Origin of the sequence: Gramella sp. Hel_I_59, from assembly GCF_006714895.1 — a bacterium.
GTDB lineage: Bacteria > Bacteroidota > Bacteroidia > Flavobacteriales > Flavobacteriaceae > Christiangramia.
Window position 1 is genome coordinate 778,874 of sequence record NZ_VFME01000001.1, and the last position, 16,960, is coordinate 795,833.

At 38.5% G+C, this 16,960-nt stretch carries 15 protein-coding genes; 11 read left to right on the forward strand and 4 right to left on the reverse strand.

Annotated features, from left to right (window positions below):
- Positions 1–14 precede the first annotated feature (14 nt).
- Genes radC through JM79_RS03480 form a run of 6 tightly spaced genes read left to right on the forward strand, consistent with a single transcriptional unit; the run spans position 15 to position 5,558 of the window.
- Positions 15–710, forward strand: a complete 696-nt coding sequence (radC, locus tag JM79_RS03455; RefSeq protein WP_141876822.1) for a DNA repair protein RadC — start codon at positions 15–17, stop codon at positions 708–710.
- 11 nt (positions 711–721) lie between these two features.
- Entirely contained in the window at positions 722–2,011 is a 1,290-nt protein-coding gene (locus JM79_RS03460) for a polysaccharide deacetylase family protein (protein WP_141876823.1), read from the forward strand.
- Positions 1,998–2,687: a YjjG family noncanonical pyrimidine nucleotidase gene (locus tag JM79_RS03465; protein WP_141876824.1), complete on the forward strand. Its 690-nt coding sequence runs from the start codon at positions 1,998–2,000 to the stop codon at positions 2,685–2,687. Before JM79_RS03460 ends, JM79_RS03465 begins: the two co-directional genes overlap by 14 nt.
- Positions 2,688–2,729: 42 nt before the next feature.
- The gene (locus JM79_RS03470; RefSeq protein ID WP_141876825.1) at positions 2,730–3,281 is read left to right on the forward strand and encodes a hypothetical protein; all 552 of its coding nucleotides are present in this window, start codon (positions 2,730–2,732) and stop codon (positions 3,279–3,281) included.
- A 1-nt stretch (position 3,282) separates the two neighbouring features.
- Positions 3,283–4,689, forward strand: a complete 1,407-nt coding sequence (locus JM79_RS03475; RefSeq protein WP_141876826.1) for a DUF5723 family protein — start codon at positions 3,283–3,285, stop codon at positions 4,687–4,689.
- Positions 4,686–5,558 (forward strand): hypothetical protein, encoded by an 873-nt coding sequence (locus JM79_RS03480; RefSeq protein ID WP_141876827.1) that lies wholly within the window; start codon positions 4,686–4,688, stop codon positions 5,556–5,558. Before JM79_RS03475 ends, JM79_RS03480 begins: the two co-directional genes overlap by 4 nt.
- Here JM79_RS03480 and JM79_RS03485 read toward each other — a convergent pair.
- Positions 5,555–6,829: a replication-associated recombination protein A gene (locus JM79_RS03485; protein WP_141876828.1), complete on the reverse strand. Its 1,275-nt coding sequence runs from the start codon at positions 6,827–6,829 to the stop codon at positions 5,555–5,557. The genes JM79_RS03480 and JM79_RS03485 overlap by 4 nt on opposite strands.
- A gap of 77 nt (positions 6,830–6,906) precedes the next feature.
- Here JM79_RS03485 and JM79_RS03490 point away from each other — a divergent pair, with 77 nt between their 5' ends.
- Entirely contained in the window at positions 6,907–7,644 is a 738-nt protein-coding gene (locus tag JM79_RS03490; protein ID WP_141876829.1) for a rhomboid family intramembrane serine protease, read from the forward strand.
- On the opposite strand, the gene rlmB is transcribed toward JM79_RS03490, so the two are convergent.
- The 3 genes from rlmB to JM79_RS03505 form a co-directional block, all read right to left on the reverse strand.
- Complete coding sequence (gene rlmB, locus JM79_RS03495; protein ID WP_141876830.1) at positions 7,641–8,375, reverse strand: 23S rRNA (guanosine(2251)-2'-O)-methyltransferase RlmB; 735 nt, start codon at positions 8,373–8,375, stop codon at positions 7,641–7,643. The genes JM79_RS03490 and rlmB overlap by 4 nt on opposite strands.
- A gap of 100 nt (positions 8,376–8,475) precedes the next feature.
- Positions 8,476–9,894 carry a SusD/RagB family nutrient-binding outer membrane lipoprotein gene (locus JM79_RS03500; protein WP_141876831.1) on the reverse strand — a complete coding sequence of 473 codons (1,419 nt, stop codon included), beginning with the start codon at positions 9,892–9,894 and terminating at the stop codon, positions 8,476–8,478.
- An 11-nt stretch (positions 9,895–9,905) separates the two neighbouring features.
- Entirely contained in the window at positions 9,906–13,220 is a 3,315-nt protein-coding gene (locus JM79_RS03505) for a SusC/RagA family TonB-linked outer membrane protein (protein WP_141876832.1), read from the reverse strand.
- A 353-nt stretch (positions 13,221–13,573) separates the two neighbouring features.
- On the opposite strand from JM79_RS03505, the gene rpsL reads away from it, so the two are divergent.
- From rpsL to rpsJ, 4 genes are read left to right on the forward strand one after another with little or no spacing between them, the layout of a single operon-like run.
- Complete coding sequence (gene rpsL, locus JM79_RS03510) at positions 13,574–13,948, forward strand: 30S ribosomal protein S12 (protein ID WP_010230128.1); 375 nt, start codon at positions 13,574–13,576, stop codon at positions 13,946–13,948.
- 23 nt (positions 13,949–13,971) lie between these two features.
- A complete protein-coding gene (rpsG, locus tag JM79_RS03515; protein ID WP_026915144.1) occupies positions 13,972–14,448 on the forward strand; it encodes a 30S ribosomal protein S7 in 477 nt (158 codons plus the stop codon).
- Positions 14,449–14,454: 6 nt separating this feature from the next.
- Positions 14,455–16,566, forward strand: a complete 2,112-nt coding sequence (fusA, locus tag JM79_RS03520) for an elongation factor G (RefSeq protein WP_141876833.1) — start codon at positions 14,455–14,457, stop codon at positions 16,564–16,566.
- A 10-nt stretch (positions 16,567–16,576) separates the two neighbouring features.
- The gene (gene rpsJ, locus JM79_RS03525) at positions 16,577–16,882 is read left to right on the forward strand and encodes a 30S ribosomal protein S10 (protein WP_026915146.1); all 306 of its coding nucleotides are present in this window, start codon (positions 16,577–16,579) and stop codon (positions 16,880–16,882) included.
- Positions 16,883–16,960: the final 78 nt, after the last annotated feature.

Consider the following 16,960-nt stretch of genomic DNA (forward strand, 5'->3'; position numbering starts at 1 on the left):
ATCTATTTTAGAGTATGAGCGAAAATTCATCAAAAAGTATAAAAACATGGGCGGAAGATGATCGTCCAAGGGAGAAGCTTTTGTCAAAGGGGCGTCTGGCTCTAAGCGATTCAGAATTACTGGCAATTCTTATTGGTTCTGGTAGTAAGAACGAGTCGGCTGTCGAGCTATCGAAAAGAATTCTTGCTCAGTCTGAAAACAATCTCAATCAATTGGGAAAGGTCAGCATTGGGCAACTCTGTCAGTTCAAAGGAATCGGAAGCGCAAAAGCTGTAGTGATCACCGCCGCGCTAGAATTAGGAAGAAGACGACGGCTTGAGGAAACTCTGGAATTAAGTAAAATATCCTCAAGTTCTTCAGTTTTTGAAATAATGCAGCCAATCATAGGGGAATTACCTCATGAAGAATTCTGGATCTTATATCTAAATAATAGCAATAAGATCCTGGAGAAATTTCAAATAAGCAAAGGAGGAATTACCGGGACTCTGGTAGATGTTCGAATAAGCTTGAGAAAGGCTTTAGAAATAGGTGCGGTATCTCTTATCTTGACCCATAACCATCCAAGTGGAAATTTACGTCCTAGTGAGGCAGATAAGCAATTGACCCAAAAGCTTAAAACTGCTGCGGAAAGCCTTGATATTAAAATTCTTGATCATATCATTGTTACTGAAAAGTCATATTTTAGCTTTGCCGACGACGGAATTCTATAAGACTTCATTAAATGCTTCTAATTTATACCCAGAAAGTTACACCACGAATTGTTTACATATTCAAGCATTTATGCACACACATTCTGGGGATTCCCATCAACTTTACCTCCAAAATCGAAGAGTTTATCGCTCATGATGGTCCGAAATTAAGCTACGGAAAACAGGCGCTAGGGAACGAATTTTTTATTCAGAATGTAGATCTTCTCTTGGAGCAGGGCTTTTCAGAAATAGAAATTAAGGTGCAGCCATGGGATGATACGATTGGATTTTTTGCCCTGGCAGAGTCCAGTGATCTGCCTTTTGACATATTCGCTGCTTCTTTTTACCTGCTTAGCAGATATGAAGAATATTTACCACATGTAAAAGACGAATTTGGAAGATTCCCTGCGTCTGAAAGCATTGCATTCCAGGAAAATTTTTTGCATAAACCAATTGTGGATATCTGGGCTTATAAGTTTCAGGAAATCTTGATGGAACGTTTCCCTCAGTTAGAACACAAAAAAAGGGCTTATCATAACAGTACCATCATTACTTCAGAAAACACATTCATTTTTAAGAATAAAGGTTTTCTAAGAAGCTTTGTTGGTCTGCTATCAGATCTAGTGCAGTTTAATATAGGGAAGGTAATAGATAGATTGCAGGTATGGATCCGGATAAAATCAGATCCCAATGATACTTTTGAAGATCTTATTAGCATCATTCGAGAAGATAAGATCGAAACTTTGTTCATGTTTCAATTAAGCGATTTTTCGAGGCATGATCGAAATATAAGCCACAATAGGATTCCGCACAGAGCGGTAATCAAGTCGGTAGCAGACTACTCAAAAGTTGGATTGTTGATGGGTTATTATGCAATGGAAGATATCAAAAATCTGCGAAAGGAGAAATTGAGACTAGAGGATATAGTGCATAGTTCTGTCGAACATGCGATGAATCATCAGTACAATCTCAGGCTGCCGGATCAATACAATAACCTGATTGAGCTGGAGATCAATAATGATTACTCTATGGGTTATCCGGATAAACTTGGCTTTAGAGCGGGTACGTGCACTTCTTACCTTTTTTATGACATTAATATGGAAGTGACCACGCCTCTAAAGGTTCACCCGTATGCGTTCAATTCGAATGTAGTAGCTAAAATGACACGCAATAAATTAAATGAAGATCTTCGCAGGATTATACTGGAAACAAAGGAAGTTCAAGGGACTTTAAGATCTGTATTTTCTAATCATGATTTTTCGCAGTATTCAGATTCCAATTCTTATTTTTCAGTGTTAAATCAGATTCATGAAATTGACTAATATTCTGGACGTTTATTTTGATCTCGATCATACGCTGTGGGATTTTGATAAAAATTCTTCACTCGCATTTCAGGAAATTTTTGAAGATCAGAAGCTAGAAATAGAACTTCAGGAATTTCTTAAGATCTATATGCCTATAAACCACCAGTACTGGAAATCTTATCGAAACAATCTGGTTAGCAAAGAGGATCTTAGGTACGGAAGGTTGAAAGATAGTTTTGAAGCCCTAAAGTTTGAGGTGAATGATACTTTAATTTCAAAAATGGCTGAGGATTATATAAATTACCTTCCTAATAATAATCACTTACTGGATGGTGCAGTGGATATTCTAAGGTATCTATCGGCCTCTTATAATTTGCATATTATCACCAATGGTTTTGAGGAGGTTCAGCATTTAAAAATGAAGAAATCGGGCATCCTTGAATACTTCAGAACGGTGACTACTTCGGAAGAAGCAGGAGTAAAGAAACCGCATTCGCTCATCTTTGAAAAAGCTATTGGTAAGGGAACCGGCAAACCCGAAACTTCAGTAATGATAGGTGATAATTTCGAAGCAGATATTTGTGGGGGTCATCAATATGGTATGAAGGTTATCTATCTGGATTCCAGTGAAGATAATTGCAGTAATGAACATCCAAGGATTCAAAAGTTAAAACAACTAAGGGATTATCTATAATAACAAAGATTAGGTATTTTCGTAGACTAAGAAAGCTTTCCCGTGTCTAGACAAATCCACATTCCCAAAACAATTGCAGGCCTGTTTCTACTGGCGCTCTTCACCTCATGTTTTAAAGATGTAGACCTTAGCCAGACAGAGGATATTCAAATAACTCCAGACATTGACGTCGATATCATTTATTATGATCTCAACAAAGATGATTTTCTGGATTCTGACACTGGAGAGTTCACGGCTATCATAAGAGATACGGTCAGGCTTGAATACCTTGATGATAGTTATATGCAGGATGGTCTAACTTATGCTGAATTCAGGTTTCGGCATGAAAATAGTTTTCCTTATGCTGTAAGAAGTGAGCTGAATTTTTTAAACGACCGAAACAGGAAGGAATTTGATGTAAACTATATCATCCCGGCTGGTAGTGATACGATGATCTCTATAATTGATACGCTTCATATCGTACAGGAATCAAATATAAATCAGGTTAAAAATTCTATAGAACTTGCAGTGGAATTGGAACTTTTAGAGCCTTCTAAAAGTCTTGAAGGGAATTTGAAATTTTCATCCAGAGGATTATTCAGACTAACTTTTTAACATGAGAATAGCAATAGTACTGCTTATCTTCTTCTATTGCAGCTCTGTATTCGGGCAAAATAAACCCTTGCTCTATAATGTAGATGACCTGCCACAGGCATTGCTTCAGAATCCAGGTGCCAGAATAGATTTTACACGACATTTTGGAATTCCGTTGTTTTCCCAAATTCATTTTGCTGTAGGTTCAACAGGTGTTACTGCCAAGGATATTTTTGAAGATGACGGGCGTAATATCAATGCAAGAATTCAAAGCGCTATCAGGAATCTTACTTCAACAGATTTTTTTTCTATTAATGAGCAGATAGAGATCGTTTCCTTTGGATGGAAGATGGGTAATAGAGGTTATTTTTCTGCGGGTGCATATCAGGAAGCTGATATCTTCGCGTACTTCCCAAGTGATCCTGCAAAACTTGCTTTTGAAGGAAATGCAGACTATATAGGGCGACCCTTTAGATTCGACGATGTTAGCTTCACAGGAGAGGTTCTTACCGTTTATCATGCAGGCTTCAACTACAAAATGGATTCTAAACTCACTGTTGGTGGTCGCGTCAAGCTGTACTCCGGAATTTTTAATGTAGAAAGTGTGGATAATGAAGGTACCTTTACAACCTATGATACACCTGGGGAAGAAAACTTCTATAATCACGAAATTGACGATTTTAATATTTTAATAAATACCTCTGGTTATGCAAGTCTTCGTGATGAAGAAGACATGACAGTTGACCAGGCAGCTGCTGAACTTCTTAGCAGGTCTTTCTTTGGTCAGAATGTTGGAGTAGGAGTAGATGCTGGATTTCATTATAGAGTAACTGATCAGTTCTCTGTAAATGCTTCTTTCAGGGATTTAGGACTTATGTTTCATCAGAAGGATATTGAAAATTCCAGATACTTTGGATCTTATGACTCAAGTGGTTTAGAGCCGCTTTTTCCTGAATTGGATAATGAAGAGACCATTCCTTACTGGGACGTTTTAGAAGAGCAATTTGATGCGAATCTAAAAGACGTAAAAACCTTTAGCGAATATAATACCTGGCGTCCATTAAAATATAATGCTTCCATACAATTTGGAACTGGAAAGTCGATCTTACCTTGTGACTATTTGATTAGCAAGAAGCCGCGCTATATGAATTTATTCGGAATGATAGTTTCCGGAGTAAATCGTCCTAAGGGTCCTACTTATGGTGTCACTACTTACTGGGACAGGAAAGTAAATGATTATTTCAGATTTAGAGTGGCTTATGGTTTGGATCAATTTTCGCGGACAAAGTTTGGGGTAATGGCTTCCAGTAGATTTAAAAACTTTAATGCTTATATCGCAGTAAATGATATCATTGGCTATACCAACCTTGCCAATGCGCATAGTGCATCTTTGCAATTAGGCATACAATACGTATTTAAAGACTTATGAAAAAATTAATAATATTAGCAGCAATGATTTTTTATGGGAACATTTTTTCCCAGAATCTGAATGATTATAAATATATAATTGTTCCTGAAAGCTATGACATTCTTGGCAAAACGAACCAGTACCAATTAAATGCCCTTACAAAATTCCTATTTGAGAAGAATGGTTTTCAAACTATTATGAAAACTGAAACCTGGCCAGAAGATCTTCAGCAAAATCCCTGTCTGGGCGTAAGTCCGGTTCTAGTGGAAAATTCTGGCTTGTTTGTAACCAAAATGCATATAGAACTTCAGGACTGTAAAGGAATCACCGTCTATAAAACTCGTGAGGGAAAGAGTAAGGAGAAGGAATTTCAGGCTGCCTACCAGGAATCTTTTCGAGATGCTTTTCAGAACCTGGCTGATTTGCAATATGAGTATAAATCTAACTCCGGTATTGCTGAATCAGTTAAAAAGTCAAGTGAGATTTCTTCTGTCATAGAGGATAAGAATATAACTTCTGAAGCAAAAACTGAGGTAGTTTCAGAATCTGAAAGTGATGTTGCTCATGAAGTAGTAGCTGCCAAAAAAAATGATCTGCCAGCAGGGAGTGAAGTTGAGGGAAATTTATATTCTCTGGAAAATAGTCAATGGATCTACGGTGATGCTGTTTTTGAATTAAGAGCCTACAATTCCAACTATGCCTTATTCCAACTGAATGCTCCCGAACCTATAGCGCTATTATTGAAGACAAATAAACCCAATGAATTTGTATATAGATCGCTCCTAAATAGTGGGACCGTATCTTATCGTAAGAATTCAGGAATAGAAATTAGCTACTTCGACAGCGGCACTAATCAGCAGAAGTCATTATTGCTAAAATCTAAGGATTAGTAACCATACTTTTTTTGCCAGCGCTTCCGAAGAAATTCACGTTGAGCATTTTCACGCTGATTATTTCCGGGTTCGTAGAAGGTAGTGCCAGCGATATCATCTGGAAGAAACTCTGCTGCAACGAAATTACCTGCATGGTTATGGGCATATTTATAATCTTTTCCGTAACCTATATCTTTCATTAATTTCGTAGGGGCATTCCTGATCGCAAGAGGAACCGACAAATCACCTGTTTTCTTTACCAAACTTTGAGCTTTATTAATAGCCATGTAGGCTGCATTGCTCTTTGGTGAAGTGGCTAGGTAGGTCACGCACTGACTAAGTATGATTCTGGCTTCCGGATATCCAATTGTATTCACCGCCTGGAACGAATTATTGGCTATTACCAGCGCGGTTGGATTTGCGTTCCCAATGTCTTCGCTTGCCAGGATCAATAATCTTCGCGCGATAAACTTCACATCCTCACCTCCTTCGATCATTCTTGCCAGCCAGTAAACCGCAGCATTTGGATCACTCCCTCTAATAGATTTGATAAATGCAGAAATAATATCGTAATGCTGCTCTCCCGTTTTATCATAGAGAACGGTATTTTGCTGAACCTTCTGAAGTACAAGTTCATTAGTGATCTTTACATTTACTTCTTCTGAAGTGACTAGTAATTCAAAGATATTCAGAAGTTTCCTGGCATCTCCACCACTTAACCTCAATAAAGCTTCAGTCTCTTCTAGCTGTACATTTTTAGCCGAAATTACCTTGTCCTGTTCCATTGCTCTCTTCAGGAGATCTACCAGGTCATCTTTTGAGAACGGTTTTAGAATATAAACCTGACATCTGGACAAAAGGGCAGATATAACCTCAAAACTTGGATTTTCAGTAGTGGCACCAATTAAAGTAACCCATCCTTTCTCTACAGCTCCAAGTAGAGAATCCTGTTGAGATTTACTGAATCTATGGATTTCATCAATGAATAGAATCGGACTTTTCGTGGTAAACAAACCATCACTTTTCTTAGCTTTTTCAATGATCTCACGTACGTCTTTTACGCCACTACTAATTGCGCTAAGGGTGAAGAATGGTCTACCAGATTCCGAAGCTATGATATTTGCCAGTGTGGTTTTGCCTACACCAGGAGGTCCCCATAAGATCATGGAAGGAATAATTCCTTGTTTTATTTGCTGTCGCATAGCACCATTCTTACCAATTAAGTGATGCTGACTCAGGTAATCATCAAGAGTTTTAGGACGCAATCTTTCTGCTAGTGGTTGACTCATGGGTGTTTTGTCTGACAAGTTAACATCCTGATTTATTTGGATGGTTTTTTGTAATATTAATTAAAATTGAATACAATTTGAAACCTTCCTCTCCATTTGTTTTTACCAGCGGCACAATAGGGTATCCTTTATTATTCGTGTTGATGATCTGGATAGTTTTCTGGGCAGAGCTTCGATTCAATTTGAATTTAGCGCTCTTCGGTGTAAGGCCGGGTGAAGCGATTGGGCTTCGGGGAATCCTATTCTCACCCTTCATTCACTCAGATATAAAACATCTTTTTAATAACACTATTCCCTTATTCATACTATCTCTCGCCTTATTTTACTTTTATAGGCCCTTACGCTGGAAAGTGTTGCTGATTGGTCTCGTTTCAACCGGTTTGATTACATGGATTATAGGTCGACCGGCAAATCACATTGGAGCAAGTGGAATTATCTATTTACTTGCTGCATTCCTTTTCTTTAAAGGAATCTTTTCTAAGAATTACCGACTCGTGGCCTTATCGCTTGTAGTAGTATTTGTTTACGGTGGATTGATATGGTATGTAACTCCAATAGATCCAAAGATTTCCTGGGAGGGACACCTGGCGGGTCTATTGAGCGGCCTGGGTCTGGCTGTAGTTTTTAAAAAACAAATCGCAAAACCTCCTAAATATCATTGGGAATCTCCAGATTTTAAAGATTCTGAAGATTTATTTATGCAGCATTTTGACGAAAATGGAAATTTTGTAGATAACCTGCCTTTTCAGAATATGGAAGAGGAGGAAACCGAGTATAACTACATCTATACCGAAAAGTCAGACGACAAGAATTAACTTCTTTGTCTAACTGTTTCGTAAAGTACCGCGCCACAAGCTACAGATACATTCAAAGAAGCGATCTCTCCAAGCATAGGTAGTTTTGCCTTATAGTCTGCTAGCTTAAGAATCGAATTTGATACCCCTTTAGCTTCATCACCCATTACAATTGCCACAGGTTGCTTAAGATCAATATCGTAAACGGTGTCATCCGTTTTTTCAGTAGCTGCAACAATCTTGACATCATAAGTTTGTAGATGAAATAATGCATCTTTAATATGATCTACTTTGCAAATTGGTACTTTGAACACGGCTCCAGCTGAAGTTTTCACCGTATCGGCATTAATAGGAGCAGATCCTTTTTCCTGGACAATGATGCCATCGACTCCACAACATTCTGCGGTTCTAATAATGGCTCCAAAATTCCTTACATCAGTAATTCCATCCAGTAGCAGGTAAAGTGGAATAGTACTTTTATTTTGTACAGATTCTACAAGATCATTAAGACTTACAAAACTTATAGGCGATATATTAGCTACGACTCCCTGGTGATTACCCTTACTGAGTTTGTTTAATTTCTCAATTGGCACATAAGACACGGTGAAAGATCCGCTCTTTAGATGACGGTTTAATTCCTGAAACAAGCTACCGCCTAAGCCTTTCTGGATAAATACCTTTTCAATACTTTTTCCACTTTCTATAGCTTCAATCACAGCTCGAATTCCGAATATTCTTGTAGTTTCTTCCATGCTTCAAAGTTACTATTTAAAATATTTTCTAGGTTTAAATTTATGTGATAAAAAAACCACCCTTGATAAGGGTGGTTTATAAATTTAATCGGACTCTTAATTACTGAACATCCCAGAAAACAGGTGTTTGTGCAGAATCACCTCCAATTGCTTCGGAAGCTGCTTCGTAATTGGTTTCATTAAGGTTAGTCTCATCTACTGGATAAGTATATCTTAATGGTACTTCAGTTTCAAATTCTGAAGGAATGTTTAATTCTGGAGCATCATATTTTCTCCATACCGACCATCCCTGGAAAGGATTGTCAAACATTGCGATCCAGTACTGCGTAGCAAATTGATCTGCAGAACCATCATAAGATACATCACCCTGAGAAAGGTAAGTTAAGATATCATCATCTGCTACTCCCCAATATTCCATAGAAGCAGTAATTGCTGCATTATAGTGAGTTTCAGCATCACCTGTTACGTTATAACCAAGCTCGGCAGCTCTTGATTGGTTGAAGCGAACTTCAGCATAGTCTAATAAGAGACCTTCACGAGTTGGCTGCAAAAATGGATCACCAATTTGCGTAAAAGAGCTAAAGTTGTTAAGTCCTCCGTAGATACCTCCATTATATCCTTCAATGTTTTCATCAAAGTATACCATTCTTCTAGGATCTTCAAGATCGTTCATATAATCTACGATAGTGTTAGAAGCAAGGAAGTCAGAACGTCCACTAAGTACAAGGTCTTCCCATAGTGGGTTACCATAAGGATCGTTACCCTGGTACTCCACGGTTGCATTATCATCATTAGCCATAAGTACACCATCTGCAACAGCAGATTCTACTGTTGATTGCGAAAGTCCTGGGTTAGCATCAGAAATTCTCATTCCCAGTCTTAATCTAAGAGAGTTAGCAAACATCATCCATTTACTCATATTTCCACCGTAAACAACATCGGCACCAGTGTATCCCTGACCTGCAGATAGCATAGTCCCTACATTCTCTAATCTAGAGATCAAATCTTCATAGATCACCATATCATCGTCATAAGCTGGTAATGGAAATTCGTCAGCCTTCCCTGCTTGAGAGTAAGGAATATCTCCAAAACTATCCACAAGTACGTGCCACGCATAAACTTCAATTACTTCTAATTGCCCCATACGAGCATCTTTTTCCGCTTGTTCAAGTTCTTCATTTGCTAGAACAATTGCTTTTGCATCCTGAAGATCAAGAATGACATCTCTATAAATTTCTGACCATACATTATCTGGATTTGTTCTTGCAGTAAAGTTATAATTTGTCTCATCTACATACGTGGTTGTAGTAAAGTACTGTGCAAGGAACCTGTAAAGTCCGTCGTTTACGTTAGGCGATGCCATATTATCTGATAAACTTACCGTTGCTGCGGTAAATAAGAAATCAGAAGCAACCTGCGTAGGGTTTTTGGGATCCCTGTTAAGATCCTCATATTGCTCGTCACTCTGGCAAGACCATAGTGTTACGAGTGCCGTTAGAGCTACAATATATTTCTTCATAATTATTTTTATTAAAAGTTAAATTTAAGGCTAGCACCAATTTCTCTTACTGCTGGGTAAGCACCAGATTGGTAACCTTGAATGTTTCCTGAACTAAGTCCAGCTTCTGGATCAGAATATGGAATGTTCTTGTGAATTATCCAAAGGTTTCTACCTATTAAAGATAGAGAAGCATTGGTGAATGGCGTTGCATCTATAAATTTTGATCCAAAGTTATAGGTTAAACTAGCTTCTCTTAGCTTTACAAAAGAAGCGTCATAAATGTGACCTTCGTTAGCATCTCTACCATAACCAAAAGGGTTACCGAAATAATCGGTTCTTGCTCTTACAGTGTTTTCAGAAGTGTTGGTTACTTCATAAGTACCATCATTGTTATAAGAAACATCTCCCTGAACACCGTCAAGAATAACCCCACCTTGTTCAGCCTCAGAAATATAACCTGGGTCTCCAGGTTCTAAATCTGGATTAAATAAGGGATTACGTTTTGGGTTACCAAGCTCATTTAGGCCTACACTGCTTTCGTAAACTCCAGTTGCACGCCCATACCAGGTATCTAAGGAGAAGATATCTCCACCTTGTTGAACATCTACAAGGAAGTTTAGGGTTAGGTTTTTATATGAGATAGAATTAGATACACCACCTGTCCAGTCTGGTTGAATGTTACCAATTGTATAGTTAGCATTTGGTGTTCTTTCATAATAACCGGCGTCGGTAATTAAGCGGTTGCCATTTTCATCGTATACATAAGCTGAACCTCTAATAGCGCCATAAGGCTCTCCAGGAACGGCGTTAATTGAAATCCCACCTTGAGGACTAGCTAGTTGTAATACGTCGATACCGTCTTCAAGTTCAAGAACCTCACTTCTGTTTCTTGCCCAGTTAATATTCATGTTCCAGTTAAAGTCTTCAGTTCTTACCGGATTTAAGTTTAAAGAGACTTCAAACCCTTTATTTTCAATTGTACCAGCATTTAAAAGCTTAGTAGCGAAACCAGTTGCGGTAGATACCGGTACCGGGGTAATTTGGTTCTCTGTTTGAGAGTTGTAGTAAGATACATCAAAACCTACTCTTCTGTCAAAGAAGTTCGCTTCAATACCTACTTCGTAAGATTTCATACGCTCAGGATCTAGAGCCCGGTTAGCCAACTGAGAGTTGTTACTTGCCCATCCAGCAGATCCAAACGGCGCTGAGATTTGGTAAGTATTAAAAACTCTATAAGGGTCTGTATCATTACCTACCTCTGCATAGTTAGCTCTTAGCTTAGCAAAACTTAACCAGTTAGCATCTATTAAATTAGAAAGAATTACACTGGTAGAAATTGATGGGTAGTAAAAAGTATTGTTTTCTTTTGGAAGGGTAGAAGAACGGTCTCTTCTTATAGTACCTTCTAAGAAATAAGTGTCTAGATAACCTACTCCTGCTCTGGCGTAAACACCGTCTAACATTCTATCACTTTCGTATTCAAGAGGCGGGTTTAATGGAGATGCTGAGTTGCTCAATGCATAAAAACTTGGAGCATTAAGGCCACCATTGGTAGACGCTCTAATAAAACTGCTTTCGTTTCTACGAAGGTTCACACCTAAATTACCGTCGAGGTTAAGGTCTTCTGTAATATCCTTATTAAAATTAAAGATAAGATCGTAGTTATATTCAGCGGCTCTGTTGTTAAATCTTCTGTAGTAACCTACACCAACACTTCCTTTGTTTTTTCTTTCTTCCTGTAGCTCATCAAAAGTATCAAAAGAGAATCTACCTAGAACACTAAACACATCATTTATTTCGTAGTTAAGGTTAACGTTACCAAAATATCTGTTACGAGTATCTGTTGAATAATTTTCGTAAAGTGTCCAGTAAGGGTTATCAGTATAAATAGGAGTAAGGTTATCTGGTCCATTAGCGTTCCATGTAATGTTTTCTCCTGTAGCAAAATAAGCTGCTCTTTGGTCGTAAATATCTACGTTAGCTTGATTCCACTGTCTAAAAGATTGCATAATGTTTAGCTCACTATAACCAGTACCATATCTACCTTTACCGTCTGTTTTGGTATAGGTAATGTTCGCTTGTGCAGAAAATTTATCGGTAAATTCATGCTCACCGCTAAACTTTAAAGTATTTCTTTTTATCTGGCTGTTTGGTAAGTTACCCTGTTGGTTGAAGTTTGTACCACTTAACCTAAACGAACTTTTATCTGTGCCGCCATCTAAAGCAACAGAGTTAATCATAGTATAACCTGTTTCCCAAATAGCGTTAGGATTATTTTCTCCGGCTACCCATGGAGTTGCTTGCTGGTAGAAATCATAATCTGTTCCTTCTAACTGCGGATAAATAGAATTCCACTGGTATATTGGTTGACCGTCGAATCTAGCACCAAAAGAAGCATCTTCAGTAAAAGGAGTTACTTGATCAAGATTTCCATCGCCATCTACATCATATAGATTAAAGTATTGGTCACCATCTGGTCCATAACCTCTTAAGTAACCAGCACCGTATTCGTCTTGATATTCTGGAAGGGTTTCCATGTCTGCGTGAGTAGTCATAAGGGTAGAGCTAACAGAAACTCCAATTCCTTTTCCCTTGCTACCTTTTTTAGTCTCAATAATTATCGCTCCGTTTGCCGCTCTGGCGCCATATAATGCAGTCGCTGCCGCACCTTTAAGGATGTTAATAGAAGCAATGTCATTTGGGTTAATGTCAGAAGCAGCGTTACCGTAATCGTAACCACCTCTACCTGCGTCCTGGCCCGTTCTGTTAGTATTCGCGTTACTTACCGGCGTACCATCAATAACGAATAATGCCTGGTTGTTTCCTGTTAATGAGGAGCTACCACGAATAACTACGTTAGATGAACCTCCCATAGTACCAGTAGATGATACCTTAAGCCCGGCAACTTTACCAGAAAGGGAGTTTACGAAGTTCTGGGTAGGTACATCAGAAACTTCACTACCATCTACTTCCTGTGTAGCGTAACCAAGAGATTTTTTCTCTCTTTTAATACCTAAAGCGGTTACAACTACTTCATCTAATTGCGCAGAATCCTGCTCCATAACAACATCGATTTGATCGGTGCTGCTTATAGCATACTCTACTTCTTTTAGACCAACGAAAGAAAATACAAGTATATCACCCTGTTGTCCGGTGATACTGTAATTTCCATCGAAATCTGTTTGGGTACCAGTGCCAGTACCTTTAATAAGAACGTTCACACCAGGAAGGGGTAGACCATCTGAGTCAGTCACCGTACCCGTAATGGAACGTTCCTGTGCAAAAGTTATTTGCACCACGAACGCCAGTAATAGCGTTAAAATACTACTAAACTTTGTTTTCATTTTAAAATTTGTTTGAATTAGCCGACGCCAAATGTGATAATAAATGGTTAATAAACCAAGCTTTTATTCTCAAAAAACGTGCTTTATTAGAAGGTTTTGTTAAATCCGGTGTTATTTGTTGATAAATTGAAGACTTGTTAAAAACAATATGTAATTGGAAGCTGAGTTTGAGGATTTTTTATATCTGTATAGACTAATTTCTATGTCATATAAACTCCATCTAAGTGTTTCGAAGATGAAACTGTTTGAAAAATAGATAGTAACGTATTTGAATAATCCTTTTTTATTTATATCTTTGCAAACCCTAAAAATCGGGGGATTAAATTTTATTAATAATTAGTGTATAGGAAATTATGCCAACAATTTCACAATTAGTACGAAAAGGAAGAGCCAAAATAACCAAGAAGAGTAAATCGGCTGCTTTGGATTCGTGCCCTCAACGGAGAGGTGTTTGCACACGTGTGTATACCACTACTCCTAAGAAACCAAACTCTGCTATGAGAAAAGTAGCAAGGGTAAGGTTGACAAACGGGAAAGAGGTTAACGCCTACATTCCTGGGGAAGGACACAATCTACAAGAGCACTCGATAGTATTGGTTAGAGGTGGAAGGGTAAAAGATTTACCAGGTGTTAGATATCACATTGTTCGTGGTGCGCTAGATACTGCCGGTGTTGAAGGTAGAACTCAGCGAAGATCTAAGTACGGTGCAAAACGCCCTAAGAAGTAATTAAAAACTTTTAATGTAAAGAAATGAGAAAAAGACAGGCGAAAAAGAGACCGCTTTTACCAGATCCAAAATTTAACGATCAGCTAGTTACACGTTTCGTGAACATGATGATGTGGGATGGTAAGAAGTCGGTAGCCTTTAAAATTTTCTATGATGCTATTGCAATTGTAGAGGAGAAAAAACAAGACGAAGAGAAATCTGGTTTGGAAATTTGGAAAGATGCTCTTTCTAACGTTATGCCTCATGTTGAAGTGAGAAGTAGACGTGTAGGTGGTGCAACATTTCAGATTCCAATGCAAATTCGTCCAGACCGTAAGGTTTCTACTGCTATGAAGTGGTTAATTAGTTTTGCACGTAAGAGAAATGAAAAGTCTATGGCTGGAAAGCTATCTGCTGAGATTCTTGCTGCTGCAAAAGAAGAAGGAGCTGCTGTTAAGAAAAGAGTAGATACTCATAAAATGGCTGAAGCTAACAAAGCATTCTCTCACTTTAGATTCTAAAACAACATGGCACAAAGAGATTTAAAATTTACTAGAAATATTGGAATTGCGGCTCATATTGATGCAGGTAAAACTACAACAACTGAGCGTATCCTTTATTATACAGGTATAAGTCATAAGATCGGTGAGGTTCATGATGGTGCTGCCACTATGGACTGGATGGAGCAAGAGCAGGAGCGTGGTATTACTATTACTTCTGCAGCAACACACTGTAAGTGGATGTACCGCGATCAGGAATTCACTGTAAATATTATTGATACTCCAGGTCACGTTGACTTTACCGTAGAGGTAGAACGTTCATTGCGTGTTCTTGATGGAGTTGTTGCATTGTTCTCTGCAGTAGACGGGGTTGAGCCTCAGTCTGAAACTGTTTGGAGACAGGCAGATAAATATAGAGTTCCACGTCTAGGTTTCGTTAATAAAATGGACCGTCAGGGTGCAGATTTCTTCAACGTATGTCGTCAGGTAAGAGAAATGCTTGGTGGTAACCCGGTGCCATTACAGGTGCCTATCGGTGATGAAATCGACTTTAGAGGTGTGGTTGATCTTATTTCTAAGAAAGCGATTATCTGGAATGATGAGGATCATGGGATGACTTATGATACTATCGACATTCCTGAAGAGCTTTTAGATGATGTTAATAAGTACCGAACAGAATTAGTAGAAGCAGTAGCTGAATACGATGAAGCATTGATGGAGAAATTCTTCGAGGACGAAAGTTCTATTACAGAAGATGAGATCATTGCTGCATTAAGAGCTGCAACTATAGATATGAGCATCATTCCAATGATGTGTGGTTCTGCATTCAAAAATAAAGGTGTTCAGGCGATGCTTGACGCTGTTATGCGTTACCTTCCTTCTCCAGTAGATGTTGAAGCAATTGAAGGTACTAATCCTGATACAGGTGCAGAAGAAAGTCGTAAGCCAAATGTGGATTCTCCATTTTCTGCGCTTGCCTTTAAAATTGCTACCGATCCTTTCGTTGGACGTCTGGCATTCTTCCGTGCTTATTCGGGTACTCTTGATGCTGGTTCTTACGTGTTAAACGTACGTTCAGGTAAAAAAGAACGTATTTCAAGAATATATCAAATGCACTCTAATAAACAAGAGCCTATCGATAGTATCGAAGCTGGAGATATTGGAGCTGCTGTTGGATTTAAGGACATTAAAACTGGTGATACTCTTACAGATTTGAACCACCCAATCGTTCTTGAATCAATGTCTTTCCCTGCACCGGTAATCGGTATCGCTGTTGAGCCTAAAACAAAGGCCGACGTTGAGAAAATGGGTATGGCATTAGCTAAGCTTGCTGAAGAAGATCCTACTTTTACTGTAAAGACTGACGAAAATTCTGGACAAACGATTATCTCTGGTATGGGTGAGCTTCACCTTGAGATTATCATTGACCGAATGAAGCGTGAGTTTAAAGTGGAAGTAAACGTTGGTGAGCCTCAGGTTGAGTACAAAGAAGCTGTACGTAGAGATGCTGATCAAAGAGAAGTTTATAAGAAACAGTCTGGTGGTCGTGGTAAATTTGCGGATATCGTATTTACAATGGGACCAGTAGACGAAGACTTCGAAGGTGAAGGTCTTCAGTTCGTGGATTCTATTAAAGGTGGACGTATTCCTAAGGAATTTGTCCCTTCCGTAGAAAAAGGTTTTAAAGAGGCTATGAAAAATGGTCCTTTGGCTGGATTTACTATGGATACTTTAAAAGTTGAACTTAAGGATGGATCTTTCCACCCTGTGGATTCAGATCAACTTTCTTTCGAATTGGCTGCTAAAATGGGATATAAAGCTGCTGCAAAATCTGCAGGTGCCGTTATTCTTGAGCCAATCATGAAAGTAGAAGTTGTTACTCCGGAAGAGAATATGGGTGATATCGTTGGTGACCTTAACAGAAGAAGAGGTCAGGTAAACAACATGTCAGACAGATCTGGAGCGAAAGTAATCAAAGCTGAAGTGCCGCTTTCTGAAATGTTTGGATATGTAACTACATTAAGAACACTTTCATCAGGTAGAGCAACTTCAACTATGGAATTCTCTCACTATGCTGAAACTCCTTCTAATATTTCTGAAGAAGTGATCAAAGCAGCTAAAGGAGCAGCAAACGAATAATCTTAAGGAAATGAGTCAAAAAATCAGAATAAAACTAAAATCTTACGATCATAACTTAGTAGACAAGTCTGCTGAAAAGATTGTAAAAACCGTAAAGACTACGGGAGCTGTTGTAACCGGACCAATTCCGTTGCCAACAAACAAAAAAATCTTTACTGTTCTTCGTTCACCTCACGTGAACAAGAAATCCAGAGAGCAGTTTCAATTAAGCTCTTACAAGAGATTACTTGATATCTATAGCTCTTCTTCAAAAACGATTGATGCGTTGATGAAGCTTGAATTGCCAAGTGGGGTTGAAGTAGAGATCAAAGTGTGATAAAACAGTTCCGCGCACTACGGTGCGCGGTTAACATGTCCTAAGCGTTTCGCGAAGGAAAAATGGTGAAAGATACAA